Origin of the sequence: Mycetocola manganoxydans (assembly GCF_003667545.1) — a bacterium.
In the GTDB taxonomy this organism is placed as follows: domain Bacteria; phylum Actinomycetota; class Actinomycetes; order Actinomycetales; family Microbacteriaceae; genus Mycetocola_A; species Mycetocola_A manganoxydans.
This window is the reverse complement of record NZ_RCUV01000009.1, coordinates 1-26,657: the sequence shown is the minus strand read 5'-3', so window position 1 is coordinate 26,657 and position 26,657 is coordinate 1. Positions and strand designations below refer to the sequence as shown.

The window sequence follows — 26,657 nt, the reverse complement described above, 5'->3', positions numbered from 1 at the left end:
CGTCGTCGTCAGCCGGGTTGAGCGACGGCCGTGCTGTCGCGAACGGTCAGCGAGGTCGCCAATTCGACATGCCGAGAGGATGGGCGGCGCCCATCAGCCATGACGAGGATGGTCCGGACGGCCATCGCTCCCATTCCGGCGAGGTGCTGGTAGACGGTCGTGAGCGGGGGTGTTGTCCAGGCGGCCTGGGGGGTGTCGTCGAATCCCGTGACGCTGAGCTCCTCCGGAACCCGGATGCCCAGCGAGTGCGCGGTAGCGAGAACGCCCACCGCAATTTCGTCGTCTGCCGCCATGATCGCGGTGGGCGGGCTTGGCAGGGCAAGCACCTCTCGCGCGAGCTCGGCCCCGGTCAGTACGGCGAACGGGCCCGAACGGATCAGAGCAGGGTCAACCGTCAGGCCAGCGGAATCGAGCGCGGCCTGATAACCGAGTCGGCGGTCACGGGCGGCGTCTGACGCCTCCGGGCCGCCGATCCAGGCGATGCGTCGGTGGCCCAGGGCGATGAGGTGTTCAGCCGCTGTCCGTGCGCCTGACCAGTTGCTTGATCCGACGCTCACCATTCGGCGGTGCTTCGTGTCGACAGGGTCGACGATGATGAACGGCAGTCTGGCGTCGCTGGCCGCGTCGATGAGTCCATCAGGTTCGGACAGCGTGAGACCGATGATGCCGACGACGCCGGAATCGCGCTGTTCGGCGATCCACTCGCGGGCAACGGTGCGGTGGGAGCGTGACGTTCGTTCGGGTGCGAGGCGGATGAGGAGATCGATATGGGAGTCTGTCGCCTCTGTCAGCGTGCCCTGAAGCACACCGAGGATGTAGGGCGAAGCAGGGACGTCGAAGACGACCGCCAGGGTGCGACGGGATGCGACGGGGGAGGGGACCGTCGTCGGTCGATACTCCAGCGCAGCAACAGCCGCGAGAACGCGCTCGCGGGTCTGCGGCGAGATGTCATCACGCCCGTTCAACGCTTTGGAAACCGTCGCCTTCGAAACGCCGACCGCTAGGGCGACGTCGTCCAGTGTCGCGCGCCGCGCGTTGGGATCCTGCGTCATGCGGTCCTCCTGTCGAAAATATTTCGAGCGATCACTTCTGCATCGGCGCTGAAAACAGGGTGATTTTTGCTAGTTGACAGCCGCTGTCTTGCAAACCTACTATGAACCAACGATACACGTTGCGAAACATTTTCGCCAGCGATTCGGCACGGTGCCGATCGTGACCAAAGGAGGTCGTCATGTCCGTCGAATCACCGGCAAGCATATTGGTGGACGGACGTCCCTCCGGCGAATTACCGCTCCGACACATCTGGAACGAATGCATCGGAGCCGGTCGCGCGAACGAGGCACTGCGTGCGGACTGGCAGCGTCACTTCCAGGAAGCGGTCACCGTGCTCGGCGCACGATACGTGCGGTTCCACGGCGTGTTCCACGACGACATGTTCGTCTACCGCGCGTCGGATGGTGGCGGCTTCGGTCCACCAACGCCGCTCGCCGAGCCGGTATACACCTTCGCCTATGTGGACAAGGTCTTCGACGCGATCCTCGATGCCGGTGCCCGCCCATTCGTTGAACTCGGCTTCATGCCACGGGAGCTCGCGACGCAGACCGAGACGCTGTTCTGGTGGAAGGCGCACTGCAGCCCACCGAAGGACATGGGTGCCTGGGTCGCCCTCGTCACCGCGACCATCGAACACTGGATCGACCGCTACGGAATCGACGAGGTCCGCACCTGGCCGTTCGAAGTGTGGAACGAGCCGAACCTCGTTCCGCACTTCTGGACCGGCACGAGGACCGAGTACTTCGAGCTGTATGAGGCAACCGTTCTCGCCGTCAAGGCGATCGATTCACAACTGCGGGTCGGTGGGCCGTCGTCATCCGTCTTCGTCCCTGACGCGCGTTACGACGGTGAGTACCACGACCGGTCGGTCGAAACCGCTACGGCCGAAGCACCGGACCCCGAGGCGCTCCCATGGAAACCGGTATGGATCCACGAGTTCATCGCGTACTGCGCCGAACGCGATCTGCCCATCGACTTCCTCTCCACCCACCTGTACCCGACCGATTTCGCTTTCGACACCCAGGGCGTTGGGCGGGCCATCAGCCGACAGCGTGACGCGACCCGCAATGACCTGAGGGTCATGAAGCAGGTCATCGCCGATTCCCCGTACCCGCAGGCGGAGTTGCACATCACCGAATGGTCCACGTCGCCGTCCAGCCGTGACCGGATGCACGACACCGTGTTCGCTGCCACCTACATCGCTCGCGCATTCCTGCAAAGCCATGAGCTCGCCGACTCCATTTCGTACTGGACGTTCACCGACGTGTTCGAGGAGGGCGGCGGTGGCATCGGACCCTTCCACGGCGGCTTCGGCTTCGTCAACGAACAGGGCATCCATAAGCCCACCTTCCACGCGATGGCGATGCTCAATCGCCTCGGCGACCGTATCGCGCTGCAGACCGAGCATGGTGTCATCACTCGCACAGCAGCGGATGCCGTCACGGCGGTCTTCTTCAACTATCCGGATTCCATGGACACGAGATCCGTCGGTACGGCAAATTCCTACGCCCAGACGCGGCGTCTGGCCGGCGAAGGGCCGAATCGACGCATTTCTCATAGTGTCGCGGGGCTGCGGCAGGGCGACGTTTACCGCGTTGAAATCCTCGACCAGGACCACGGTGATGTTGTAACCGCCTGGCACCTCATGGGCGAGCCCCTCAACCTGTCACGCCAGGACGTCGCCGATCTCACGACGATCGCCGACGACCTGGATCACCGAACACTCACCGTCGACTCCGACGGAGTGCTCGCGATCGACATCTCGCTCGCACCGTGGGCCGTCATGTCGATCTTTCCCGCCCACTAACCCCACCTCAGTTTCTCGTACGACGAAGTATCGAAAGGATTTGCATCATGAGACGAACCAAAAAATTCGCAGGAATCGCCGTTTTCGCGGCGGTGACCGCCCTCACTCTCACTGCCTGCACCGGAGGGGGTGGTTCGGCCGGGGGCGGCGGTGAGAAAGCGACCGAAGACAACAAGCCGGAGCAGTTGACCGTCGCTGCCTGGATGGACTTCCCGCCGGAACTGCTCGCGTCATTCGAGGAGGAGTACGGGATCAAAATCGCCGTCGAATCGTTCCCCGACGGCGCCTCAGCTCAGACCGTGCTGCGCAATGGCCTCTCCTCGGGAGGAGCCGGGCTCTCAGACGTCCACCTCATCGAGCTCGACTGGTGGACCGAGATGATGGCGGCTCCCGACGACTGGGTGGAGCTTCCCGAGATCCCCGACCGCTGGGTGGACTGGAAGGTGAAGCAGGGTTCGGTTGATGACGTCATCACCGGATACGGCACGGACATCGGCCCTCTCGGCATCGCCTTCAACCAGGACATGACCTCTGCCGCGGGCGTTGCGGCCGACCCGGAGCTGTTCGGTGAGTTCATCGGTGGTGACGCCGCGACCTGGGAGTCGTTCCTCGATGCCGGTCGCGAATACGTCGCGACGAGCGACAACTACTTCATCGACTCGCTTTCCAGCGCCTTCCAGGCGGCGATCAACCTGCTCCCGGCAGCCTTCGAAGACCCGGAGTCCGGCGACCCGTACAACCTCGCAGACAACGCCGAGGTCAAGGAGTTGTTCATGACGTTCGCCGACGCGGCGGACGATGGCGTGTCCGCCGGGATCCCGATCGGTCACGCCGACTGGGGTGCAGGATTCCAGAATCAGCAGTGGGCAACCGTGGTGACCCCGGCGTGGATGACCGGGATCATCGCCGAGAACGCCGCGGGCATCGAAGGATGGCGCGTTTCCAGCACGTTCCCCGACGGGGGAGGAAACTGGGGAGGCTCGTTCTTCTCCGTCCCAGCAACCGGTGACAACACCGGCTGGGCCGTGAAACTCGCCGACTATCTCACGTCGCCGGAGGCGGCCGTGCAGTGGTTCCACACCACTGGTCAGTTCCCCTCACAGGTTGAGGCGATCGAAAACGCCGACATCTCCGAGACGGAGAACGAGTTCTACGGCGGACTGCGCCTCGGTCAGGTCTACGGCGACCTCGCGGCTGCAGCCGGAGACTCGGCCGCTGGGGGTTTCCGCGGCGAGAACTTCGCGGGAATCCAGTCGCTGGTCACAGACGGTATCTCGCTTGTCGAGTCCGGCGGCGCAACGCCGGAAGAGGCGTGGGAATCCGTCGTCGGCGACTTCGAGGCGCTCGGCTTCGACACCGCTGACTGATTCCACCCTCGCGTGATCCGGTCCTCGGTCCCCGGGGACCGGATCACCGCTCGCTTCACACCCCACTGAATCTCACGGAAGGCATCAGCCTTGGCAACCGAAACATTGGCTACAGGCGCACCGCGCACCGCGCGCCGCGTCGGCTGGGGGCAGCGCCTGTCGCGCTGGGACATCAAGGTCTCGCCCTATCTCTATATCTCGCCGTTTTTCATCGTCTTCGCGGTCTTCGGCGCCTTTCCCCTCTTCTTCAATGTGGTCGTTGCACTCCACGACTGGCACAGGCGCTCGGGGATGGGCGACTTCGTCGGTCTCGACAACTTCGCCTGGGTGCTCCGCCAGCCGCTGTTCTGGCGATCACTCGAGAACACCTTCTCGATCTTCCTGTGGGGCGGGATTCCGCAGCTGATTCTCGCGCTGGTGATCGCGTCGATTCTCGACCAGAACCTGCGCGCCCGTACGTTCTGGCGCATGAGCGTGCTGATCCCTTTCGTCGTGATGCCCGTCGCCACGTCGATGATCTTCGGTCAGGTCTACGGTCAGTTCGGCCTTCTCGTTCCGAACCTCCACGACCTCGGCCTTCTCACCCAGTACAGTTCTCCGTTCTTCCAGGACCGACAGCTGTCACACATCGCGATCGGATCGATGGTCATCTTCCGGTGGACGGGATACAACGCGCTGATCTTCCTCGCCGCGATGCAGGCTGTTCCGCGTGACCTCTACGAGGCGGCGACAGTGGACGGTGCCGGCCGCGTGCGCCAGTTCTTCTCGGTGACCATTCCAGGCATCCGTCCGACCCTGATCTTCATCATTCTGACCATGACGATCGGTGGTCTGGAGATCTTCGATGAGGCGCGGATGTTCGACGGAGGCGGTACCGGCGGTGGTACCGGTGGCGCGGACAACCAGTGGACCACCGTAGTGCTCTACCTGTACAACCTCGGATTCGGTGACTGGCAGGACCGGCTCGGCCAGGCCGCTGCAGTGGGCTGGATCTTCGCCGCCATCATCCTGACGCTGTCGCTCGTCAACATCGTGCTCACACGCACGATCGCGTCATCGGACTCCGGAACGAAACGAATGCCCAAATTCCTCCGCGCTGCGTCCAAGGCACGCGCGCAGGCCGCTCCGTCGGCCGACGTGAACGAATCGTCCGAAGGGAATGCCCGATGAACACGGCATACATCGAGAACACGGCCGGCAAGGGAGCCGCACGGTACGCCAGGAAACGGACCGCCAGGGGCAAGTCCGTCGCAACCCAGCCATCAGCTCGCCGGCCGGGGTGGCTCACCTACGCCATCCTCGCGGTCGTCTTCGTCATCTCGGTCTTCCCCCTCTATGCGGCCGCGATGTACGGATCATCGACGACCACCGAGATCGCCCGCTCGGTCGGTACTCTCCCGACGTGGTTGCCGACGGTGACGCTCCTGGAAAACTTCGGCCAGGTGTTCTCCACCGAGCAGTTCAGCATCTGGCTGGCGTTCGGGAACTCTCTGCTCGTTGCAACCACGGTCAGCGCATCGACGGTGTTCTTTGCAACGCTCGCCGGCTTCACCTTCTCCAAACTTCGATTCCGTGGCCGGCAGGTGCTGTACGTCGCGGTGATCGGCACCATGGTGATCCCCGCCCAGATCGGTACGATCCCCATGTTCGTCATGATGAACGAATTCGGCTGGATCGACTCGCTCCTCGCACTGGCGGTTCCCGGTCTCATCGGAGCCTTCGGCGTGTTCTGGATGACGCAATACCTTCAGGAGGCGCTGCCATTCGAACTGATCGAAGCGGCGCGCGTCGACGGCGCCTCGATGTTCCGGATCTTCTGGTCGATCGCGCTGCCGGCAGCGCGGCCGGGAGCGGCCACGCTCGCGCTGTTCACCTTCATCGGATCGTGGAACAGCTTCTTCTGGCCGTCGGTGGTGATGCGATCACAACTCACGATGCCGCTCGTGATCCCCCAGCTCCGAGGAGCCTTCACATCGGACACCGGGCTCGTGATGTCGGGAGTGTTCCTCGTCGCAGCCCCACTTCTCATCGTTCTGGCGATCGCGGGCAAGCAGCTCGTCGCCGGCGTCATGGAGGGTGCTGTCAAAGGCTGACTCTGCGAAAACGTCCGTGGCGACAGCGCTGCGGTGTTGTGACGAAAAGCGGCTGGATTCCTCGAGGAATCCAGCCGCTTTTATCGATGACGCCGACCAGTGCGCCGGTGGGATCAGACCGCAGTCTCAGTGGACGTCGACGGATCCTCATCGTCTGAATCTCGCCCGAGGAGGCAGAGCCCCGCGTACGGTGCCAGCTTCACGGTGAAGCTCTGGAGGTCGTCGACCCGTCCGATCTCCTCACCGGTCACCGCGTCGTAGACGGTGCGGCGGGGGGTGAGCTCGGCAGATCTGACTGTTCCTTCGATCTCCTCACCGGTGAAGTTGAGAACCGTGACCTGGAGCGGGGCATCCTCGAGGGTGGCGTCGCCCCCGTCGAGCCGGTGGACCATCACAAGCATGCCCGGATGGGCGACATCAGGGATGTCGAGCTGGGTACCGATGTCGAGCCCGATCTCGGTCCTGATCTTGAGAATCTGCGACACCCGGGTCGCGAACGAGTCGTCCTGTTCGAGCTGCTGGGGAAGGGATCCGTAGAGTGACCGGCCCCGTGGCATCCCGGACGTCGACATGGTGGCATCCGGATCGACGTCCATCAGGTCGTGCGCTCCGCGGTGCACCCACCTGGTGTCACCCTCGGCGATCAGCTCGCTCACCTCACTCGACGGAAGCGGCAACATCCCGAGCAGGTCCCAGGCGGAGAGAGCGAAAACGCCCGGCTGCCACGCGTTGAACATCACGAGGAGCAAATGCGCCTCGCGGATGTCGTCGATGTGCCCGTCGGTGATGGCGTCGAGAGTGGTCAGCCCCTGCGTCGCGGCGATGACGGATGCCGTGGTGCAGGCGATCCCGTTGGTCGTGAACACGAGGTTGTAGTCAGCGGCATCACCCGTGAGCTTCTCGACCAGGTCAGCCCGGATGGTCTCAGCGAGTTGTGCGCCGGGGACCTCCTCATCACGGAACGGGTACAGATCGGCGCGGTGCAGCGTCGCCCAGTGCACGAGCTCGTAGGTGAGTTCGTCGTGGTTCTGCAGGGCGTGGACGAGGCCGACCGGCTGGACACCGGTCGAGAGCGACGTGCGCAGGGTCAACCGGAGGAACTCGGTGTCAGCCATGGCGAGAGCGTGCTGATAGGCGGGCCGGTTGATGAAGTCGTAGGAAAGGTCGGCTCCGACGCGACCGGTGTCGCGGATGTCCTCCATGGTGAGGTTGAGTTCCTGGAACGAGAACCCGCCGACCTTGCGGACCATGCCGGCGATGAGGTGATTCGCCGCTTCGGAGAGCGGGTGACCTTCCGACCACGCGGGTGAGCCTTCGGCGCTCTTTTCGACACCGAGGAAGCCGTTCGCGTCGAGTCGGAGAGCGCTCGAACCGAGGTCGCCGAGGGAGTGCAGGGCGTCACCGATCACGAGGCGCATGCCCGCGAACGTGGGATCGAGCCAGTTGATGGACGGCTGTCCCTGCTTGAAGTAGTGGAGGTACACCCAGCGACGGGTCTTGCCGTCCGCTCCGAGAACCGGGGCGGTGACGCTCCAGTTGGTCTCCTTGGTGCCGGGGGAGTAGAAGATGACGCGCTGCAGCTGGCCGATGATGTATCCGAGGTCGGCGAGTCGCTTTTCGGTCGCGGCGTCCAGGTTCACGGAGTCCCGGTGCTCGGGGACCGGCGGTAGCTCGTGCCAGTCCTCCTCCGGGATCTCGATCATGTGATAGATCCCCGGGTAATCCTTGTAGCCCATCTCGGCGAGGCGGAAGTCGGCGCCCTTGCCGGTGTGTCCTGGCACGATGTCGTCGATGACGCTGCCGCCGTGATTGTCTGCGACGTCAGACAACTGGCGGAAGTCGTCGTCCGAGCCGAAAGCGGGGTCGATCTGGGTGCTGATCCGATCGAAGTGGCCGTCGACGCTCGCGGTGCTGGACCATCCCGTTATTCCTCCGGCCAGTTTCACCGGACCGGTGTGAACCGCCGTGATGCCGATCTTCTCGAATGCGTCCCACAGCGCGTCGTCACCGAGTGCGGCGAGATAGGACTGGCTGCCTGTGATGAGCGAGATCGGGTACGCGGTGAACCAGACGGATGCCACGCCGATCGCGCGACGCGCGTCGGGGCGGGCGTAGGGGTGACGCCACATGCTCGGCTGACCCGAGAGACCACGACCGAGGATTTCTGCGTCCCTCAGCATCGACTGGCGGATGAGCCATTCGACGTACGAGGGATTGGAGGCGTCGGCCGACCGGGGATCCGAAAATGACCGGCGGATGTTGCTGGTGCGCATGTTCGTGCGTGGGCGAAGCTTGCGCGGTCGTGCCGGGTACCGGTCCTCGTCGTAGGTGATTTCGATCGGCTCGATGTCCGGTTCGTCAGTCATCCTGTCGGGCTCCTCTTGTTGATCAGCACGGGAAGCGGTCGAAAGTCCCATACTCGGTAGCACGAGTATCCCCCGGATTCGCGAGCGAACGGTAAAGGAAGCGCAACTGTGGTGCCCGGCGGTGGTTGTGGTGTATCACCGGCTCTCCGTGACCCGCGAACGTGGCGTCGCCAGAGTTCGCCGGAAGTGCAACACTTGAGAGTTGCCGCTGACATACCACCGACAGGATCCGACCATGACCACCCGCGCCCGCCGGATTTCTTTCCGTTCCCTCCTGGTGCTGGCGATCGCCGTTCCCGCGATGGTCGCCACCGCAGCGCTCCCAGCATCCGGCGCGACGAGTCCCGGGAACTATATGCACGACGCCGACGCTGCGTGGGTGCGTCCCGTCACCGCGAAGGTCACATCTCCGTACGGCCCCCGGAAGGTCATCTGCAACCCGGTGGGGTGCTCGAATTCGTTCCACGATGGAATCGACTTCGGTTCCGCCTGCGGCACACCGGTCAAGGCCGTCTCCGCGGGTCGCGTGACCGCGGCCGCGAACGCCGGTTCGTTCGGCCAGCGAATCATCATCGACCACGGATCAGGACTCCAGTCGATCTATGGTCACCTTCAGACGGGATCGTTCGCTGTTGCAGCAGGAGATCAGATCGACTCCGGTGCCGTCATCGCCAAGGTCGGTGCTACGGGAGTGGTGACCGGTTGCCACCTCGATCTCAAGATCCGCGTCGGCGGCGTCTACGTCGATCCGAAGCCGTTCATGGCTCTCCGCAAAATCACACTCTGAGGTGTGTATGCCGGATCGGTTCCGGCGAGCACTTAGAGTAGTCCCCAGGCTCTGAGGGGGGACTGTGGAAAACGCATATCGGGTGCTCGTGGTCGAAGACGACCTGGACGTTCTGTTCTATGTTCAGACGATTCTCACCAGAAAAGGCTTCGACGTCCGGGCGCTGTCCGACCCTCTCACCGCCAGGCGGAACACCGTTGAGTTCGCCCCGGACGTGGTGATCACCGACATCGAGATGCCGGGGATGACCGGCCTCGACCTCATCGCCGAGGTCCGTGACGCGCAGCCGGGTACGCCCGTCGTCGTGATGACCGCGCACGTCTCGGTGAGCTACGCGGTCTCCGCGTTGCGTAACGCGGCGGACGAATTCCTCACCAAGCCCATCGCCTCCGCCGAAATGGTGAGCGTGGCGACAAGGCTGGCTGCGGGGTTCCGCCGCGCGCAGGCATCCGTACCCCGCAACGTCGTCCTTGCCATCGGCGCTCACCCCGACGATGTCGAAATCGGCGTCGGCGGGCTCCTCGCCGCTCATCGAGCAGCGGGGGACTCGGTCGCAATCCTGACCCTGTCGCGCGGGTCGCGCGGTGGGGAAGCAGACGGGCGTCAGCACGAATCCCTCGCTGCCGCGGAGATGCTCGGAGCGCGGCTCTTTCTCGAGGACCTCCCCGATACAGCGATCAGCAACTCGGATCCAACCGTTGGAATCATCGAGCGGGTCGTGGCTGAGGTCACACCCACCATCGTTTACACCCACAGCGATCACGACCGCCATCAGGACCATCGCGCCGTCCATGCAGCTGCCCTCGTCGCCACCAGGCGGGTGAACACGGTGGCGTGCTTCCAGAGTCCGTCGGCAACGGTCGATTTCCGGCCAACGCGTTTCGTCTCGATCGATGGTTTCACCGAGACCAAACTGGAGCTTTTGGCGAGCTTTGCGTCACAGGCTGGCATCCGCGACTACCTCGAGCCGGATTTCGTCCTCGCCACAGCGAGGTACTGGAGCCGCTACGGCTCCGGCAAGAACTGCGAACCGCTTGAGATCGTCCGGGAGGCGACCGAACTGGCGGTAACACACCGCGACATCGAAACCGCGGTCCGCGCGGTCAAACACGCAAGCCACGACGAGGGAGCACAACGATGACACGAGTACTGGTAACCGGGACAGGGGGACCGGCCGGAGTCGCTGTGCTCCGTTCACTGCTCAAGCGCGCTGACGTCGATCTCTTCTCCGCTGACATGGACGGCTGGGCAAGCGGCCTGTACCTCGTATCCGCCGACCGCCGCCGAATCGTTCCGCGCGGTGACGCAGCGGACTTCGTCGACGCCATCATCGACCTGTGTCGCACGGAAGCCATCGACGTCGTCTTCTCAACGGTCGACGCGGAGCTTCCGGCCCTCGCGGCTCGTCGCGCTGACCTGAAGGCAGCCGGGGCCGTTCTCGCTGCGCCCTCCATCGAGACGCTTGACGTCACTCTCGACAAATACCTCCTCGCGGAGCGTGTGACCGGGGCAGCTCGCGTGCCCACGACACACCTCCTCACCGCCGAGGGAGCCTCCGAGCCGTGGGATTTCCCTGTCATCGTCAAACCGCGGCGTGGTGCGGGATCCCGGGGCGTCCGCATCGTCGACAGCCGGGAGGCTCTCGTCGCGACCGGTTTCGACGAAGCGCTCATCATCCAGGAGTTCCTGCCCGGTGATGAGTTCTCCGTCGACGTCTTCGCGGATGCCTCCGGTCGCGTTCTCGCTGCTGTCCCGCGAACCAGGACCCGCGTCGACTCCGGCGTTTCCATCGCCGGTCGAACCGTGAGAGATTCAGCGCTCGAAGAGACGGCAGCGACCGTCGCAGCCGCAATCGGGCTCACCGGCGTCGCCAACGTTCAGTTGCGCCTCGACCGTGCCGGGATACCCGCACTCCTCGAGGTCAACCCGCGGTTCCCCGGCGCCATGCCCCTCACGATCGCTGCCGGTGTGGACATGCCGTCGCTGGCGCTCGATCTTGCGCTCGGCACCGAACTGCCCGAACGGATCGAGTTCGCCGAGATCGCCAACGTCCGCTACCTCGAGGACGTCTTCGTCCCGACCTCCGAGATTCTGATCTCCGAGAACGCTGCGCACGACGACGGGCTCGACCAGTGACGGCCGCCGGCCTTCTCAAGGGAGACCACCACGTCCACTCGACGTTCTCGGACGACGCCGCCAGCACGCTCGCCGAGAATGTCTCTGCGGCCCACGCGCGAGGTCTTACCCGGCTCCGGCTGGTCGATCACGTCCGTGAGTCCACGCCATGGCTGCCGGACTTTCTTCGTGCGACGCGCGAACTGACCGTGCCGGACGGGATGACGGTCATCACCGGCGTCGAGGTCAAGATCCTCGATGCCAGCGGCCGACTCGATGTACCACCGAGTCTCCGCTTCGGCGCCGGCGGTATCGATGCCGTTCTAATTGCGGACCACCAGTTCCCGGGAACGGACGGTCCGTGGTCGCCCCGCGAGACTCGCGAACGCATCGAGTCAGGCATGGCTGCGACGGATGCCGTTGACCTCCTCATCGGCGCGCTCGTCGCGTCGATGGAGTCCGTACCATCGGCGCAGCTCGCGCATTGCTTTTCGATCCTGCCGAAGATCGGGCTCTCCGAGGACGACCTCAGCGACGAGCACCTGTCGGTGTGGGCCTCGGCGGCCGCTCGCACGGGAACCCTCATCGAAGTGAACGAGAAGTGGCTCTGCCCCGGAAGCCGGGCGCTGAAAGCCGCGCTCGCTGCTGGTGCGGAGCTGGTCGCATCGACCGACAGCCACACGGCGGGTGACGTCGGCGTCTATCGCGGCGTTCAGCAGCTTCTTCTGGGCGCGGGTATCTCGTGAACGCGGACGATCTTTTCGCGGTGCTCGGCGGCATCCTCGCTGTCATTCTTCTCGTCTTCGTCGGCACCGGCGCGATCCCCGTCGTGTCCGCCGCATACACGTTCCTGGCGATCCCCGTTCACGCGGTCGTCAACCACTACCGCAAGGCGGCACCGTACACGCCTCGGGTGGCCATCGTGATCCCCGCCTGGAACGAAGGGGCGGTGATCGGGGCGTCGATCGACCGACTGATGGCGCTTGAATACCCGCTCGAATCATTGCGCCTGTACGTCGTCGACGATGCCAGCACCGATGACACACCCGACGTCGTCCGTCGCAAGGCAAAACAGTATCCCGGCAACGTGTTCCACCTGCGCAGGGAAAAGGGCGGCGAAGGCAAAGCCCACACCCTCAATCACGGCATCCGCGTCGTCCTCGAAGACGACTGGATGCAGGCGCTCCTTGTGATGGATGCTGATGTCATCTACACCCCGAACTCCCTGCGACGGATGACCCGGCACCTCGCCGACCCCGCCGTCGGAGCGGTATCTGCGTACATTCGCGAGGGAAGTAAGGACAAGAACTACCTCACGCGGTTCATCGCCCTCGAGTACGTTCTTTCGCAACCTGCGGCTCGCCGTGCCCAGAATGTGCTCGGCGCCCAGGCCTGTCTCGCCGGCGGTGCCCAATTGCACTCTCGCGAGAATCTTCTCGCCATCGGCGGACAGATCGACACGTCGTCTCTCGCCGAGGACACGATCACCACGTTCGAAACCCAACTCAAGGGACGCACGGTTGTCTTCGAACCGCTCGCGGTCGTTCTCGCGGAGGAGCCCGGTTCGATCGATGCACTGTGGAAGCAGCGACTCCGCTGGGCGCGGGGGAACGTCACCGTCACGTCGCGGTATCGCAACATCTGGTTCCGCCCATCGAAGGACCACAAGCTCGGCACGATCTCGTTCGGCATCGTGTGGTTCAGCCTGTGGTTGCTCCCGATCGCGATGGTTCTTTCGTCGATCGGCCTCGTCGGGCTCCTGTTGCTTCAAAGCGACCTGGCAACGGTGCTTTTCCGAGCTCTGTGGATCACCGCCGCCTGCACGTTCACGTTCACTCTCGCCCTGGCTGTCCAGCTCGATGGAGAACTGACTCGAAAGACCTGGCGTGAAGTACTGACGTTCCCGGGAATCATCTCCATGCTCGTGATGCTCACGGCGTTCTTCCCCGGCCTGCTGCTCGAGTGGCTGCCGTCGCTCTTCGGAGCACAATTGACCGAGACCGGTCTCTTCTGGATCACCCTGTCGATCTACATCTGGATCTCGGTGTCGATGCTCGGTGCCTGGCTGGCGCGAAGGATCGAAAAGACCAGGGTCGGACGGGTGCTCTCGCCAGCTCTCATCTACCTCGTGGGTTATGGTTCACTTCTGTGCGCAATCACCTTCGACTCGTACATCAAGGAACTCCGTCACGCCGAGGCGAAGTGGGACAAGACAGAGAAGACGGGAAGAGTCACCGCATGATCGATCACACGCCGCCCGCCGGCGATCCGAGGCATCCGGGGGATGCGTTCCTCCAGGCCGAGATCGATGAGAACCGAGCGGGAGAGCGGGCACTCGTGCCCAAGACGGTGATCGCGATTGCTTTCGTCGTGCTGCTGGTCGTCGTACGAGAGCTGTTCTTCGCGTGACCGGGTCCCCGCCGCGGGTTCTCGTCGTCGAGGACAACCTGGACCAGATGGACCTGCTCCGGCGAAACTTCGAACGCGCAGGCTGCACTGTCGTCCTCACCAAATCCGCTGAAGAGGCGATTCTCGCCTACCGCGAGAGCGCGCCTGACCTCGCGGTCGTCGACCTCATGCTGCCGGGCATGGACGGATCCACGCTCATCGAACTGCTGAAGGCCGAGCAGCCCGCATGCGCCATCGTCGTGACGAGCGTGCTCGATCCGGCTGAGTTCCCCGAGTCCGATGGCGTGCTTCCGAAACCATTCACCAGACAGAACGTCGAGCAGGTGCTCGAAAGCTGCCTTCCCGACTGGAGGAACGATGGCTGAGGCACCCGTTCGCGTTGTCATCGCCGACGACGACCCCGACATGCGGATGCTCGTGGAGATCGCCGTGCGAAAGGCCGGTCTCGAACTGGCGGCGGTCGCAACCGACGGAACCCAGGCCTGGATTCTCATCCGCGATGAGGCCCCCGATGTGGTCGTCCTGGATGTCTCGATGCCGGGGATGAGCGGCCTTGATGTGTGCCGACTGGTCCGCAATGACCCGTCCCTCAAACACATCCCAGTGCTTCTGCTGTCTGCGGGCGTCAGCGGAGCCTCGCGCGATGCCGGCATGGACGCCGGTGCGAACGATTTCATGCCCAAGCCCTTCAGCCCACGGCTTCTCGCCGCCAAGCTCGCTGAGCTCGCTCGCGGCAGGGAACTGGCCCAGTGAGGTTCGACGTCGGCAAGCTGATCAGCGTCGACCAGCCAAGTCCTTTGCTCAAGCATGCTCCCACCGCGATCTCCCTCGTGGTGGCGTTTCTCATCGCGTTGTACACCCCGGGCGTTCCGATCACCCAGCTGTTCGCGTTCGTTGTGGCCGTTGCTGTTGCAGCAGGGTCGGTGATCCTCGCTGTGTGGTTCACGAAGACCAGGACCCCGTCCCTCTGGGTGCTCTCCGTGCCACTCGCCGCGTTGTTCGCGATCGCTCTTCTCCGGGTTGGGACGGGAGGAGCGACATCCCTGTTCTCATCGCTCATCATCCTCCCGGTCATCTGGATCGCCGCGGAGGAGGGTCGGCGATGGATTCTGGTCGCCGGGATCGGGACCGCGGCGGCCATCATGCTGCCGTTCATCGTCTACGGCGAAGTGCCCAGCACCGCGACCGAATGGCTGCGCGGCATCGTCGCACCCTTCGTCTTCGCGATCGTTGCAGGCATCGTCAACGAGATGTCCCGGCAACGAAGGGTGCAGGTGGAATCGATCCGGTCCCTCGCCCAGGCGCGGGAGGACAGCCTCGACGAATTGCGTGACTCCGAGTTCGAGCTCCGGACCGCCAACCAGTTCACGTCGAGCGTGCTCGACGCCGTCACGATACAGGCCATCATCGGCACAGACCTCGTCGGTCGGATCGATGTGTTCAACCCGGGCGCGGAAGCGATGCTGGGGCGCAGCGCGACCGATGTGGTCGGGCGAGCGTCGATCCTGGACTTCCACCTCGACGACGAACTCGAGAACAGGTCGCGCGAACTGAACTACCCGGCCGGTGCCACCGTGCTCAACCCCGGCTTCTCGGCACTCGTCGAGTCTGCACGGCTTGGTGTTCCGGAACTCCACGACTGGACCTACCGTCGCTCCGGGGGAACCCAGTTCCCCGTCGAGGTGGCTGTCAGCCCTCGCCTGGACGCTTCAGGGGCACCCACCGGATACATCTTCGTCGCGACAGACATCACCCACGCGGTCGAGGTGTCGAAGCTCAAGGACGAATTCGTCGGCCTCGTTTCGCACGAGCTCCGCACCCCGCTGAGCTCGATTCTCGGTTACCTCGAACTGATGAAGGACGACGAGGACGCGCCCCTCTCCGACGAGCAGCAGTTGTACCTGGGGGTGGCCGAACGGAATGCGCACCGGCTGCTCGGTCTTGTCGGTGACCTTCTCTTCACCGCTCAGGCCGATTCAGGCGGCTTCCCGCTCACGATCGAGGAGGTGTCCCCGGAGGACCTCATCCAGGGCGCTGTCGACTCGGCGCGACCCGTCGCAGAGGCGAACGGCATCCATCTGGCGGCGGAGATCGCCCCGGAAGCGACATCGTTCCCCGGTGACCGGCGCAGGCTCGGCCAGGCCGTGGACAATCTCGTCTCGAACGCCATCAAGTTCACGCCACGCGGCGGGAGCGTCCACGTCGGACTGTCCGTCTTCCCGCAGTCGGTGGAGATCACCGTTCGGGATACCGGCATGGGAATAGCGGCGGATGAACTGGACAAGCTCGCCACGCGCTTCTTCCGCGCCTCGACGGCAACAGCGAACGCGGTGCCAGGGGTCGGCCTCGGTCTCGTCATCACAAAGGCGATCGTTCGCGCGCACGGCGGCGAACTCGATGTCGCGAGCGTCGAGGGGGAGGGAACAGTGTTCACACTCCGGTTGCCTCAGGATGCGACGGTCGCCGTCGGCTAGATGTCGAGGGAGTCACCCGGCATCAGTGGGAAGAATTCGCCGTCGTTCTGCTCGGTGGCCCATTTGATGCGCGTGTTCGACATGTCCTTGCCGGCTTTCGCGAGAGTCATCTCGTGCGTGGGGAAGGACCGCTTGGGCTTGACCTCGAGAACGTAGTCCATCACGTCGCCGATCTTCAGCCAGGGAGCACCGGCAGGAACCGCGTGGACGTCGACGTCGACATCCTCCGGCACCGTGTACGAGTCACCGCCGTAGAACAGCGTTCCGTTCACGAGCACGCCGACGTTGTCGACGACGGGAATCGATTCGTGGATGACGTTGTGCTTCTCTCCGAAGAACCGAAGGGTGAACGGGCCCACTTCGACCTCGTCACCGGCCTTGACGACCTCGATGGGCAGGTTGCTGGCCGCTGCGGCCACGCCCGCTGGCCCAAAAATCCTGGCATCGGGGCTCTTGCTGAGGATGCGGTCGATCTGCTCGGGCGTCCAATGGTCCGGATGCTCGTGAGTGATCACAATCGCGACGCATTGTGCACCCTCGGTGATCGCCGTCGTGAAGGATCCCGGATCGATGAAGAGCTTCCGTCCGGAGTCTTCGAGAAGCAGGGCAGCGTGTTCGAGCTTTGTCAGTCGCATAGGTTGAGCTAATACCCTCACACGCTGGCTTTCAAGCGGACGCGCCCGACTTGACATTGGGGAGGATGCGGCACCTCCCGGGGCTTCTCGGACCGTCTTCTGCCTGTACGAGAACTGTCATCGTGCCAATTTGTTCGATGCGAATTCGTGTGTCATACTCGAACTCGTTGTTTCCGGCCCCATCGTTTAGCGGCCTAGGACACCGCCCTCTCACGGCGGCAGCACGGGTTCAAATCCCGTTGGGGTCACAACCGACAAAACCCTCGTAACAGGCACTCTGTTGCGAGGGTTTCGTATTTAAATGCTCGCTCGTGCTCCTGGTGCAATCTCGGGGTGCTCAATTCGACGCCGAGCGGCATCCGTCGCAGCTTCTTCGGCGTAATGTTGCGAATGCGTAAATCCGGCGTGGCATTGCCCATACGGGCACACCTGCTGCATTTGCCTGTGCTAGTAAAGGAACACACCAAGCACTGCGATGTTGCAGACCACTGTCTGCTCGGTCGCGTGTCCACACACATCTCAGAGAAGGGGAGACGGATATGGCATCCGCATCCACCACCGGCAAACGCGTCGCAACAGCGACAGCAGCGTTCGCCGTCACAGCGCTGGCGCTCTCAGGTTGTGCCGGAACGTCGGGAAGCAATTCCTCCGGCGACGGCGCGGCGAAGTCGATCACGATCGGAACAACAGACAAGGTCACCACCCTTGACCCCGCTGGTTCGTACGACAACGGCTCTTTCGCGGTGATGAACCAGGTATTCCCGTTCCTCATGAACACCCCGTACGGCAGCCCGGACGTCGAACCCGACATCGCGGAGTCTGCTGAGTTCACGACGCCGTCCGAGTACACGGTGACCCTCAAGGAAGGGCTGACCTGGGCGAACGGCAACGAACTCACGTCGTCCGACGTCAAGTTCTCGTTCGACCGCCAGCTCGCCATCAACGACGTCAACGGTCCCGCGTCGCTGCTCTACAACCTCGACAGCGTCGAGGCCCCGGACGAACTCACCGTCGTCTTCAAGCTCAAGCAGGAGAACGACCAGGTCTTCGCTCAGATCCTCTCGAGCCCGGCCGGCCCGATCGTCGACGAGGAAGTCTTCTCCGCAGATTCCCTCACTCCCGATGACGAAATCGTCGACGGTGAAGCATTCGCCGGCCAGTACACGATCGCGAGCTACGACTTCAACAACCTCATCTCGTACAAGGCGAACCCTGATTACCAGGGTCTGCTCGGTGAGGCTGAGACCGAGACCGTCAACGTCAAGTACTACGCGGAATCGTCGAACCTCAAGCTCGCCGTGCAGGAGGGCGACATCGACGTGGCGTTCCGCAGCCTCAGCGCCACCGACACCGCTGACCTCGAGAGCAACGACGACGTCACGGTCCACCAGGGTCCCGGCGGAGAGATCCGCTACATCGTCTTCAACTTCAACACGCAGCCGTTCGGTGCGTCGACGCCAGAGGCCGACCCGGCCAAGGCGCTCGCCGTCCGCCAGGCCGTCGCTGACCTCATCGACCGCAACGAGATCGCGGAAGAGGTCTACAAGGGCACATACACGCCGCTCTACTCGTTCATGCCTGAAGGCCTGACCGGAGCAACGACCGTGCTCAAGGACCTCTACGGCGACGGCGACGGAGCTCCGTCAGAGGACAAGGCTGCAGAGCGGCTCGAGGCAGCGGGAATCACGGAACCAGTCGTTCTCAACCTGCAGTACTCGAACGACCACTACGGCCCGTCCTCGGGTGACGAGTACGCGCTGATCAAGTCGCAGCTCGAGGCCTCAGGCCTGTTCACGGTGAACCTGCAGACCACCGAGTGGGTTCAGTACTCGGAGGACCGCTCGAGTGACGTCTACCCGGCATACCAGCTGGGTTGGTTCCCGGACTATTCCGACGGTGACAACTACCTCACGCCGTTCTTCCAGATCGAGAACTTCCTCGCGAACCACTACAACAACCAGGAAGTGAACGACCTCATCCTCGAGCAGGCGACGACCGTCGACCCGGACGAGCGCGCGAGCATGTTCGAGGAGATCCAGGCGAAGGTGGCCGCTGACCTCTCGACCGTTCCGTACCTTCAGGGCTCACAGGTTGCCGTGTCCGGATCCGACGTCGAGGGAGTCACCCTCGATGCGTCGTTCAAGTTCCGCTACGCACCGCTGAGCAAGTAAACCGCCGCCGGAGATCATCTCCGGCTCCCTGTGCAGGGCGACCGAACCCGGTCGCCCTGCACACCCTTTTGTGATTGGCAGGTCGACCGCTGAGTACTCTCACCATCCCGGCATCCGACGAAAGCGGCCACCCCGCTTCGGCGCCGGCGTCCCCACGCAGGCGTAAGGCACCGGGTAGCAGCTTGTGGCGCTACCTCGTTGTGCGGTTCCTGCTCATCATCCCGACGGTTTTCATCCTCGTCACCCTCGTCTTCATCCTCATGCGGACGACCGGCGACCCGATCACCGCAGCCCTGGGCGACCGGCTCACCGCCGATCAACTCGCTGAGCGCATCACCGCAGCCGGATATGACCGGCCGATCTTCGTGCAATACCTCGAGTACATCGGCCAGGTATTCACGGGCGACTTCGGCACGACCCTGAGCGACAACCGACCTGTCATCGAGGTGCTGTTCACCTACGGTGCGGCGACACTCGAGCTCGCGTTCTACGCGCTCATCGTGGCGTTCATCGTCGGCATCCCGCTCGGTATGGTCGCTGCATACTTCCGCGACAAGGCGCCGGATGCTGTCCTCCGCATCGTTGCGATTCTCTTCTACGCGACCCCGGTGTTCTTCGCCGGCATGTTGCTCAAGCTCGTCTTCTCCGTCTGGCTCAAGGTTCTCCCGGTTTCCGGCAGAGGAACGACGAACACCGAACTCGAAATGCAACTGCTCGAGGGCAAGACCGGCATCTACCTCTGGGATGCCCTCCGCATCGGAGATCCCGGCATCCTCGGTGACGTGCTCGCGCACGCGATCCTGCCCGGTCTCACGCTCGGCCTGCTGACCGCGGGTATCTTCCTGCGCCTCGTGCGCACGAACGTCATCGGTACGCTGTCGACCGATTACGTGGATGCCGGACGGTCGCGCGGCGTGAGCGAGTTCCGTCTCGTCACCAAGCACGCGTACCGCCCCGCCCTCATCCCCATCATCACGGTCATCGGGCTCCAGATCGCCCTCCTCCTCGGCGGAGCCGTCCTGACGGAGACGACCTTCGAGTGGAAGGGGCTCGGGTTCCAGCTGACCGAGTACCTGCAGGCTCGTGACTTCGTCGCGGTCCAGGGCATTGTCGTGCTCCTCGCCGTCATCGTCGCCCTGACCAACTTCATCGTCGATGTCATCGCGGCGATCATCGACCCGCGAGTGAGGTACTGATCATGGCAACTCCACAGACCACCGCAACCGGCTCGAGCCGCCGGAGCCTCTGGCGCCGTCTTCCCGTCGTGCACCACCTCTCGCAGAGCGTCGGCATCCAGCGCGGGATGCTGGTCGCCGGACTCGTCCTCACGTCCATCTTCGTGCTGACCGCGCTCTTCGCGCCGCTGCTCGCCCCGTACGGGTTCAGCCAGCTGCGTGACGACGACGGTTCGTTCGGCGCACAACGACCGCCGAGCGCCGAACACCTCCTCGGAACCACCGTCGGCGGTTATGACGTGCTCTCCCGCGTGATCTGGGGCGCGCAGACCGGTCTCAGCGTGATCGTCGTCGCCGTGCTGCTGTCGATCTTCGCCGGCGTGGCGCTCGGTCTGGTCTCCGGATATTTCGGCGGCTGGCTCGACCGCATCCTTGTTGTCATCTGCGACGCGATCTACGCATTCCCGACGCTTCTCCTCGCCATCGTCATGTCGATCGCCATCTCCGGCGGACAGTCGAGCCTGTGGGGCGGAATCTTCGCGGCGGCAATCTCCATCACGGTCGTGTTCATTCCGCAGTACTTCCGCGTCATCCGAGCCGAGACGGTCCGGATCAAGTCCGAGGCTTACGTCGAGAGTGCCAAGGTGGTCGGCACGAGCAACGTGCGGATCATGTTCCGCCACGTCCTGCGAAACGCGACCAGGACACTTCCGCTCATCTTCACGCTCAACGCTTCCGAAGCGATCCTCACCCTCGCCGGGCTCGGGTTCCTCGGGTTCGGCATCGAGCCGACCTCGGCGGCAGAATGGGGGATCGACCTCAACAAGGCGCTCTCCGATGTGTCCAGTGGCATCTGGTGGACGTCGATCCCGCCCGGGCTGGCCATCGTCCTGACCGTGCTCGGTGTCACGCTCGTCGGCGAGAGCCTCAACGACCTCGCCGATCCGCGACTGCGCGGCCGTCGTGCCGTGAGCGCCGCCTCGGGAACCGTCGCCGAGACATCCGTCGTTCCCGGCGGTACCCTGACCGCAGGCCCAGGCGGACTCGCCGGCCTCGAGAACGAAGGACGATGATGAGCGACGTTCTGCAGATCCGTGACCTCGATGTGTCGTTCGCGACGGATGCCGGCTCCGTGAAGGCTGTCGACAAGGTCAGCCTCTCGGTCGCACCGGGCGAAGTCCTCGCCATCGTGGGCGAGTCAGGAAGCGGTAAGACCGTCACCGCGAAATCGATCCTCGGCCTGCTTCCCGAAACCGCCACCCGCGCTGGTGCCATCGTGCTCCGGAGCAAGGACGGCGCCAGCGAGAACGACGTCGTCTCCGTGTCGAAAGAGGACCTTCGTCGCATCCGCGGGGCTGACGTCTCAATGGTGTTCCAGGAGCCGTCGACCGCGCTCAACCCCGTCTACACGGTCGGCTGGCAGATCGCGGAGGGTCTTCGCGCTCACGATCCGAAGCTCAGCCGCAAGGCCGGCCGGGCTCGGGCCGTCGAAATCCTGACGAAGGTCGGGATCCCGGATCCCGAAAGCCGGGTCGACTATTACCCGCACCAGTTCTCGGGTGGGCAGAAGCAGCGCGTCGTCATCGCCATGGCCCTCGTCCTCGACCCCGGCCTCATCGTCGCGGACGAACCGACGACAGCGCTCGACGTCACCGTGCAGGCCGAAATTCTCGATCTGCTTCGGCGCTGCCGTGACGAGTTCGGCGCGTCGATCGTGCTCATCACCCACAACATGGGTGTCGTCGCCGACCTCGCCGACCGGGTCGCGGTGATGTACCAGGGCAAGGTGGTCGAAGAAGCGGATGCCCTCACCCTGTTCACAAACCCGCAGAACGAGTACACGAAAAAGCTCCTCGCCGCCGTGCCGAGGATCGGCTCCCGGATCGAAGCGACCGAGCGCAAAGCGCCCATCGACCGCGCAGCAATGCCTGTCGTGCGGGCACGTGACCTGCGCATCGAGTACCCCGGGAGGTTGGGACGCCCCGGTTTCGTCGCTGTCGACGGCGTCAGCTTCGACATCGCCCCTGGTGAAGTCGTCGGGCTCGTCGGCGAATCCGGCTCCGGAAAAACAACCATCGGTCGGGCCATCGCGGGACTCACTCCGGTCACAGGCGGATCCCTGACGGTTCTGGGAACGGAGATGAACGGTGTCCGGGAGCGGAAGTTCCGCCCTCTGCGCAGTTCGATCGGCTTCGTCTTCCAGGATCCGGCGTCAAGCTTCAACCCGCTGCTGACGATCGCGGAATGTGTCGCTGAACCGCTCCGCGTACACCGGAGGGATCTCGACCAGCGGGCGGTGTCGACCCGCGTCGGTGAGCTCCTCGAGGCGGTGCAATTGCCGAAGGCGTACGGCGCCCGGTATCCGCACGAACTGAGCGGCGGCCAGCGTCAGCGTGCGAGCCTCGCCCGTGCCCTCGCGCTCGACCCGACGCTGCTCATCGCGGACGAGCCCACATCCGCACTCGATGTCTCCGTTCAGGCGCGAGTGCTCGAGCTCTTCGCCGAGCTGCAGGAGGAACTCGGGTTCGCTGCCCTCTTCATCAGTCACGACCTCGCCGTCGTCGACATCCTGTCGGACCGGATCGCCGTGCTGTATCGCGGCAGACTGATCGAAGAAGGAACGGGTGCTGAAGTGCTCGGCGCACCGAAAGATCCATACACCCAGCGACTGCTGGCATCCCTCCCCGTGCCGGACCCGATCGCCCAGGCCGAACGCCGACGGGTTCTCGCGGACCTGCGATCTTCCGACCTGCCCGCCTGACCGGAATCTCGGGATAACGTCATGTCCGGCCGGGGAATCGACACTCCCGGCCGGATCGATGCCGTCGATATCGCTCGCGGGCTCGCAATCCTCGGCATGTTCGCTGCGCACGCGATGCCGCGAGCCGATGAAAGTGAGCTCCTCGTCGACGGACGGTCGTCGATCCTGTTCGCGACTCTGGCCGGCGTCTCACTGGGATTGCTCTCCGGGGGCTCCGATCCGCCCGCGCGAGGTTCACGTGGCCGGATCGTTCAGGTGGTGCTGATCCGAGCACTCTTCGTCTTTCTCCTCGGGCTCCTCCTCTGGACACTCGGGAGCGAGATCGCGATCATTCTCGATTACTACGCGGTCATGTTTCTTCTCGTGCTCCCGCTGCTGTTCGCCTCTCGCGCGGTACTGGCGGGTGTTGCGGTCCTCGTGCTGTTCGGTGCTCCTGTGCTTGCAGACGCGGTCGATGCGGGCGAGCGGGCGCCGGCATCCGTCCCCGAGGTGCTTCGCGAGTATCTGCTCACCGGGTCCTATCCCGCCCTGGTCTGGATGCCGCTGCTTCTTGCCGGACTGATCGCCGCCCGGTCAGGCCTGAACCGTCGTCGAACCCAGATCTGGTTGCTGGCCGGCGGCGCCACTGCGGCGGGTGCAGGGTACGGCGGCGCAGCACTGATCATCGGCGTCACGGCGACGGCTCATTCCGGATCGACAGCCGAAATCCTCGGGTCGGGGGGACTCGCGCTTGCTCTCCTTGGTTTTCTCCTGCTCATAACGTCCGAAGGCCCGTTCGCGGGAGTGGTTCGAACCGTGCTGTGGCCGGTCGGGTCGGCCGGCGCGCTTGCCCTGACGGTCTACACGGCCCAAATCGTCGTGCTCGCCATGGCGGCGGGTGCCCGTGACTCCGGAGGACCGGGCTACCCCGGCTGGCCGCTCCTGATCGGGCTCACCGTCGCCTCCCTCGTCGGTGCGAGTGTGTGGCGCGCTGTTGCCGGTCGTGGGCCACTCGAGAGGGTGTTGGCCCTCGCGGCAGGGCGGCGCTGACGTGTGAAGAGTCGTTCAGCCGTAAGCCCCCGATTCTCCGGCGCGGATCGCCTTCGCGGCGAGGACGAGAGCAAGATGGGAGAACGCTTGTGGGGTGTTGCCCGCCTGGCGCCCGATCGTGACGTCGTACTCCTCCGAGAGCAGCCCGACGTCGTTGGCGAATCCGACCAGCCGGTCCATCAGCGCCCGGGCCTCGACGAGTCTGCCCGTTCGTGCGTACTGGCACACCAGCCAGAACGAACACGCGAGGAACGGATGCTCGTCGCCCGGTAAGCCATCCACCCCCGTCTGCGTGCGGTAGCGCAGGAGCAATCCGTCGCGTAGGAGGTCGCTTTCGATCGCGGCGACGGTCCCGAGCATCCGCGGGTCGTCTGCCCGGCAGTAACCGACGTCGACCAGTTGCAGGAGCGAGGCGTCGACCTCCGTCGTTCCGTAGTACTGGGTGTAGCTGTTGCGCGCCGGGTCGTAGCCCTCCGACTCGATCTCCTCGCGAATGAGCGCGCGTAACTCGATCCACCGATCGACGGGTCCTTCGAGCCCGAACTCGGTGACCGCCGCGATCGCCCGGTCGAAAGCCGCCCACATCATGACGCGGGAATGGGTGAAACGCTGCGGTTCTCCCCGGATCTCCCAGATGCCCTGATCCGGAGCCTGCCAATGCGTCTCCATAAAGCTGACGAGGGCACGTTGCAGAGCCCAGGAGTAGGGGGTTTCCGGTACGCCGGCGACCCGGGCGTCGTGCAGGGCGACCATCACTTCACCGATCACATCGGACTGGAACTGGAGAGCGGCTCCGTTGCCGATTCGCACGGGTGCAGCACCGTCATATCCGGGAAGATGGGGCAGTTCACGCTCGAGCAGGTCGCGCTCGCCACCGAGCCCGTACATGATCTGCACGTCCTTCGGGTCGCCGGCGATCGCCCGGAGCAGCCAGAGCCTCCAGCGGTCGACGCCCTCGGTGATCCCGCAGGAGACGAGCGCCGTGACCGTGAGCGAAGCGTCCCTGAGCCAGACGTATCGGTAGTCCCAGTTGCGGCTTCCACCGAAGTCCTCCGGCAGGGACGTCGTCGCGGCAGCCACGATCCCACCGGTCTCCTCATGAGTCAGCGCCCGCATGATGAGCAGTGACCGGGCGACCTCGTCGGCGTATGCACCGTGTTGCTCGAGGATCGACGCCCAGTTACGCCACCAGTCTGCCGTGAGGGCGACCTGGTCGTCGACTCGCGACGGGGGAGGAGGCTCCCGGTGTGACGGGAACCACGTCATCGTGATGTCGACCGTCTCGCCGTCGATCACGTCGAAGGTTCCCGCGTGCTCGTGGTCGGCGGCGAATAGCTCGGGACCCCGGATGATCACCGCGTCGGGGCCGGCGACCGCGAGGAGGGCCGTCCCGTTCCCTTCGTGCAGTTTGCGGACCCACGGCATCGCCGTCGAGTATCCGAACCGAACCCGGAGTTGCTGCCGCATGGTGACCGTGCCGTGAAGACAGCGGACACGGCGGATCACGTCGGCTCGATGGTCGCTGCGCGGCATCACATCGACGACGTCGACGACTCCGGTCGGCGTCGTCCAGGTGGTGACGAGGGTGAACGAATCGCCGTCGTACCGGCGCGTCGCTGTCGCACCATCCTCTGCTGGCGCGAGGAGCCAGCGTCCGTTGTCCTCGGTGCCGAGGAGCGCACCGAACATCGAGGGGGAGTCGTAACGCGGCATGCAGAGCCAGTCGATGCTTCCGCTCTTCGCAACGAGTGCAGCCGTGTAGCAATCACTGATCAGTGCATAGTCCTCGATCGGAACCGCCATAGAAGTCAGTGTGCCACTACGGTGCGTCGGCGCGACCTCGAGACCGTGAAATTTGTCCGTTCGCGCTCAGGACGGGTCGATGGATGTCGCCGGCTGGGTGTTGTTTCTCTGCTCCGTGGTGTCAGTGGAAGTAGGGGCGGTGGGTGAGCCAGTCGGGGGCGGTGATGACGGGTTTTCCGGTGGTGGTGGTGATGGTGAAGATGTTGGTGTCGACCATGTGGTGGTGGAACCAGCAGAGCAGGATGCCGTTGTCGACGTGGGTGGGGCCGCCGGTGTGGTACTCCTCGATGTGGTGGGCTTCGCAGGCGGTGGCGGGGATGTTGCAGTTGGGGAGGGCGCAGGTAGGTCCGTCACGGGCGATCATTCCGGCGCGTTGGGTGCGGTTGAAGGTGCGTTTCTCGGTGCCGATCGCGGCGATACCACCGTCGGGTTTGAGGTAGACGGGGATGGTGCTGCTGTCGCAGAGGAGTTGTTTGATCGCGGAGGAGGGGATCGGGTCGGGGATTCCGACGATCTGCCCGGTGCCGTGTTCTCGTTCGAGGACGTCGGCGTCGACGCGGACGATGACGGTGGGGGAGGCGCCGGAGACGGTGGGGGTGTCGGTGGAGCGGG

At 64.3% G+C, this 26,657-nt stretch carries 23 protein-coding genes and 1 tRNA gene; 19 read left to right on the top strand and 5 right to left on the bottom strand.

All coding sequences use genetic code 11. The annotated features are described in order from the left end of the window. Positions 1-8: 8 nt before the first annotated feature. The gene (locus D9V29_RS09375) at positions 9-1,052 is read right to left on the bottom strand and encodes a LacI family DNA-binding transcriptional regulator (RefSeq protein ID WP_121673067.1); all 1,044 of its coding nucleotides are present in this window, start codon (positions 1,050-1,052) and stop codon (positions 9-11) included. Positions 1,053-1,231: 179 nt separating this feature from the next. On the opposite strand from D9V29_RS09375, the gene D9V29_RS09370 reads away from it, so the two are divergent. From D9V29_RS09370 to D9V29_RS09355, 4 genes are all read left to right on the top strand, one after another. After that, the gene (locus D9V29_RS09370) at positions 1,232-2,860 is read left to right on the top strand and encodes a GH39 family glycosyl hydrolase (protein WP_121673066.1); all 1,629 of its coding nucleotides are present in this window, start codon (positions 1,232-1,234) and stop codon (positions 2,858-2,860) included. A 47-nt stretch (positions 2,861-2,907) separates the two neighbouring features. Further along, positions 2,908-4,227 (top strand): ABC transporter substrate-binding protein, encoded by a 1,320-nt coding sequence (locus D9V29_RS09365; protein WP_121673065.1) that lies wholly within the window; start codon positions 2,908-2,910, stop codon positions 4,225-4,227. A gap of 90 nt (positions 4,228-4,317) precedes the next feature. Continuing rightward, on the top strand, positions 4,318-5,397 hold the full coding sequence (locus D9V29_RS09360) for a carbohydrate ABC transporter permease (RefSeq protein ID WP_121673064.1): 1,080 nt from the start codon (positions 4,318-4,320) through the stop codon (positions 5,395-5,397). Continuing rightward, positions 5,394-6,320 (top strand): carbohydrate ABC transporter permease, encoded by a 927-nt coding sequence (locus D9V29_RS09355; RefSeq protein ID WP_121673063.1) that lies wholly within the window; start codon positions 5,394-5,396, stop codon positions 6,318-6,320. The genes D9V29_RS09360 and D9V29_RS09355 overlap by 4 nt, the downstream gene beginning before the upstream one ends. 113 nt (positions 6,321-6,433) lie before the next feature. On the opposite strand, the gene treS is transcribed toward D9V29_RS09355, so the two are convergent. Continuing rightward, positions 6,434-8,686: a maltose alpha-D-glucosyltransferase gene (gene treS / locus D9V29_RS09350; RefSeq protein WP_229790514.1), complete on the bottom strand. Its 2,253-nt coding sequence runs from the start codon at positions 8,684-8,686 to the stop codon at positions 6,434-6,436. Positions 8,687-8,921: 235 nt separating this feature from the next. Here treS and D9V29_RS09345 point away from each other — a divergent pair, with 235 nt between their 5' ends. The 9 genes from D9V29_RS09345 to D9V29_RS09310 all read left to right on the top strand — a co-directional run bounded on the left by D9V29_RS09345 (position 8,922) and on the right by D9V29_RS09310 (position 16,471). Next, the gene (locus D9V29_RS09345) at positions 8,922-9,473 is read left to right on the top strand and encodes a M23 family metallopeptidase (protein ID WP_121673061.1); all 552 of its coding nucleotides are present in this window, start codon (positions 8,922-8,924) and stop codon (positions 9,471-9,473) included. Between the two features lie 64 nt (positions 9,474-9,537). Continuing rightward, entirely contained in the window at positions 9,538-10,614 is a 1,077-nt protein-coding gene (locus D9V29_RS09340) for a response regulator (RefSeq protein ID WP_121673060.1), read from the top strand. Beyond that, positions 10,611-11,609 (top strand): ATP-grasp domain-containing protein, encoded by a 999-nt coding sequence (locus D9V29_RS09335; RefSeq protein WP_121673059.1) that lies wholly within the window; start codon positions 10,611-10,613, stop codon positions 11,607-11,609. Before D9V29_RS09340 ends, D9V29_RS09335 begins: the two co-directional genes overlap by 4 nt. After that, positions 11,606-12,334, top strand: coding sequence for a PHP domain-containing protein (locus D9V29_RS09330; protein ID WP_121673058.1), 729 nt, complete (start codon positions 11,606-11,608; stop codon positions 12,332-12,334). The genes D9V29_RS09335 and D9V29_RS09330 overlap by 4 nt, the downstream gene beginning before the upstream one ends. 20 nt (positions 12,335-12,354) lie before the next feature. Continuing rightward, complete coding sequence (locus D9V29_RS09325) at positions 12,355-13,830, top strand: glycosyltransferase family 2 protein (RefSeq protein ID WP_121673190.1); 1,476 nt, start codon at positions 12,355-12,357, stop codon at positions 13,828-13,830. Continuing rightward, positions 13,827-13,997: a hypothetical protein gene (locus D9V29_RS14930; RefSeq protein ID WP_183084970.1), complete on the top strand. Its 171-nt coding sequence runs from the start codon at positions 13,827-13,829 to the stop codon at positions 13,995-13,997. The genes D9V29_RS09325 and D9V29_RS14930 overlap by 4 nt, the downstream gene beginning before the upstream one ends. Then, positions 13,994-14,362, top strand: a complete 369-nt coding sequence (locus tag D9V29_RS09320) for a response regulator (RefSeq protein ID WP_121673057.1) — start codon at positions 13,994-13,996, stop codon at positions 14,360-14,362. Before D9V29_RS14930 ends, D9V29_RS09320 begins: the two co-directional genes overlap by 4 nt. Beyond that, complete coding sequence (locus D9V29_RS09315) at positions 14,355-14,750, top strand: response regulator (protein ID WP_121673056.1); 396 nt, start codon at positions 14,355-14,357, stop codon at positions 14,748-14,750. The genes D9V29_RS09320 and D9V29_RS09315 overlap by 8 nt, the downstream gene beginning before the upstream one ends. After that, a complete protein-coding gene (locus D9V29_RS09310) occupies positions 14,747-16,471 on the top strand; it encodes a sensor histidine kinase (RefSeq protein WP_121673055.1) in 1,725 nt (574 codons plus the stop codon). Before D9V29_RS09315 ends, D9V29_RS09310 begins: the two co-directional genes overlap by 4 nt. On the opposite strand, the gene D9V29_RS09305 is transcribed toward D9V29_RS09310, so the two are convergent. Beyond that, positions 16,468-17,106, bottom strand: coding sequence for an MBL fold metallo-hydrolase (locus tag D9V29_RS09305; protein WP_121673054.1), 639 nt, complete (start codon positions 17,104-17,106; stop codon positions 16,468-16,470). The genes D9V29_RS09310 and D9V29_RS09305 overlap by 4 nt on opposite strands. A 175-nt stretch (positions 17,107-17,281) precedes the next feature. Between D9V29_RS09305 and D9V29_RS09300 the strand changes: the two genes are divergently transcribed. The 6 genes from D9V29_RS09300 to D9V29_RS09275 all read left to right on the top strand — a co-directional run bounded on the left by D9V29_RS09300 (position 17,282) and on the right by D9V29_RS09275 (position 24,242). Further along, a tRNA-Glu gene (locus D9V29_RS09300) sits at positions 17,282-17,354 on the top strand. 291 nt (positions 17,355-17,645) lie between these two features. Further along, positions 17,646-19,277, top strand: coding sequence for an ABC transporter substrate-binding protein (locus D9V29_RS09295; RefSeq protein WP_121673053.1), 1,632 nt, complete (start codon positions 17,646-17,648; stop codon positions 19,275-19,277). 182 nt (positions 19,278-19,459) lie between these two features. Next, a complete protein-coding gene (locus D9V29_RS09290) occupies positions 19,460-20,473 on the top strand; it encodes an ABC transporter permease (RefSeq protein WP_229790518.1) in 1,014 nt (337 codons plus the stop codon). 2 nt (positions 20,474-20,475) lie between these two features. Further along, positions 20,476-21,525 (top strand): ABC transporter permease, encoded by a 1,050-nt coding sequence (locus D9V29_RS09285; protein ID WP_121673052.1) that lies wholly within the window; start codon positions 20,476-20,478, stop codon positions 21,523-21,525. Then, positions 21,525-23,213 carry an ABC transporter ATP-binding protein gene (locus D9V29_RS09280; protein WP_121673188.1) on the top strand — a complete coding sequence of 563 codons (1,689 nt, stop codon included), beginning with the start codon at positions 21,525-21,527 and terminating at the stop codon, positions 23,211-23,213. Before D9V29_RS09285 ends, D9V29_RS09280 begins: the two co-directional genes overlap by 1 nt. A gap of 21 nt (positions 23,214-23,234) precedes the next feature. Further along, positions 23,235-24,242, top strand: a complete 1,008-nt coding sequence (locus D9V29_RS09275; protein ID WP_121673051.1) for a DUF418 domain-containing protein — start codon at positions 23,235-23,237, stop codon at positions 24,240-24,242. Between the two features lie 15 nt (positions 24,243-24,257). On the opposite strand, the gene D9V29_RS09270 is transcribed toward D9V29_RS09275, so the two are convergent. Next, the gene (locus tag D9V29_RS09270; protein ID WP_121673050.1) at positions 24,258-26,045 is read right to left on the bottom strand and encodes a glycoside hydrolase family 15 protein; all 1,788 of its coding nucleotides are present in this window, start codon (positions 26,043-26,045) and stop codon (positions 24,258-24,260) included. 121 nt (positions 26,046-26,166) lie between these two features. Further along, positions 26,167-26,657, bottom strand: a 491-nt coding sequence (locus tag D9V29_RS09265) for an HNH endonuclease signature motif containing protein (protein ID WP_147436249.1), incomplete at its 5' end; no start/stop codon positions are given.

Bases quoted from the DNA above. Each gene is read 5' to 3' on its own strand.
- D9V29_RS09345 (WP_121673061.1), top strand. From the start codon at position 8,922: ATGACCACCCGCGCCCGCCGGATTTCTTTCCGTTCCCTCCTGGTGCTG.
- D9V29_RS09285 (WP_121673052.1), top strand. From the start codon at position 20,476: ATGGCAACTCCACAGACCACCGCAACCGGCTCGAGCCGCCGGAGCCTC.
- D9V29_RS09280 (WP_121673188.1), top strand. From the start codon at position 21,525: ATGAGCGACGTTCTGCAGATCCGTGACCTCGATGTGTCGTTCGCGACG.
- D9V29_RS09315 (WP_121673056.1), top strand. From the start codon at position 14,355: ATGGCTGAGGCACCCGTTCGCGTTGTCATCGCCGACGACGACCCCGAC.
- D9V29_RS09375 (WP_121673067.1), bottom strand. From the start codon at position 1,052: ATGACGCAGGATCCCAACGCGCGGCGCGCGACACTGGACGACGTCGCC.
- D9V29_RS09305 (WP_121673054.1), bottom strand. From the start codon at position 17,106: ATGCGACTGACAAAGCTCGAACACGCTGCCCTGCTTCTCGAAGACTCC.
- D9V29_RS09270 (WP_121673050.1), bottom strand. From the start codon at position 26,045: ATGGCGGTTCCGATCGAGGACTATGCACTGATCAGTGATTGCTACACG.
- D9V29_RS09275 (WP_121673051.1), top strand. From the start codon at position 23,235: ATGTCCGGCCGGGGAATCGACACTCCCGGCCGGATCGATGCCGTCGAT.
- D9V29_RS09355 (WP_121673063.1), top strand. From the start codon at position 5,394: ATGAACACGGCATACATCGAGAACACGGCCGGCAAGGGAGCCGCACGG.
- D9V29_RS09370 (WP_121673066.1), top strand. From the start codon at position 1,232: ATGTCCGTCGAATCACCGGCAAGCATATTGGTGGACGGACGTCCCTCC.
- D9V29_RS09295 (WP_121673053.1), top strand. From the start codon at position 17,646: ATGGCATCCGCATCCACCACCGGCAAACGCGTCGCAACAGCGACAGCA.
- D9V29_RS09365 (WP_121673065.1), top strand. From the start codon at position 2,908: ATGAGACGAACCAAAAAATTCGCAGGAATCGCCGTTTTCGCGGCGGTG.
- treS (WP_229790514.1), bottom strand. From the start codon at position 8,686: ATGACTGACGAACCGGACATCGAGCCGATCGAAATCACCTACGACGAG.
- D9V29_RS14930 (WP_183084970.1), top strand. From the start codon at position 13,827: ATGATCGATCACACGCCGCCCGCCGGCGATCCGAGGCATCCGGGGGAT.
- D9V29_RS09335 (WP_121673059.1), top strand. From the start codon at position 10,611: ATGACACGAGTACTGGTAACCGGGACAGGGGGACCGGCCGGAGTCGCT.